A 227-nucleotide genomic window follows, 5' to 3' on the forward strand; every position below is an offset into this window, starting at 1 on the left:
GGGGTGGTGCCCTGAGCGCGAAGCTCTTTAACGGCCTGGCGTTCTTCCGCCGTCAGTTCACCAAAGCCATGACGCAGCAGGCGGTCAAAAGCAGCAGCGCGACGCTCTTCTGCCTGCATCTCAGGGGTGTTCTGGCGCTGGCGCTGTTCCGGCTCCTGCTCATCAATTACATTCTGATCGTGACGGCGCAGCTCTTCTTCACGGGAAATACGCTCATCAAGCGAATC

At 59.0% G+C, this 227-nt stretch carries 1 pseudogene; it reads right to left on the bottom strand.

Features of this window, described 5'->3' with window-relative positions:
* Positions 1-227: pseudogene (locus tag FDX22_RS12100) on the bottom strand (phage major capsid protein); the annotation flags it as partial.

It is taken from the genome of Citrobacter sp. TBCS-14 (assembly GCF_005280805.1).
Lineage (GTDB): Bacteria > Pseudomonadota > Gammaproteobacteria > Enterobacterales > Enterobacteriaceae > Citrobacter > Citrobacter gillenii.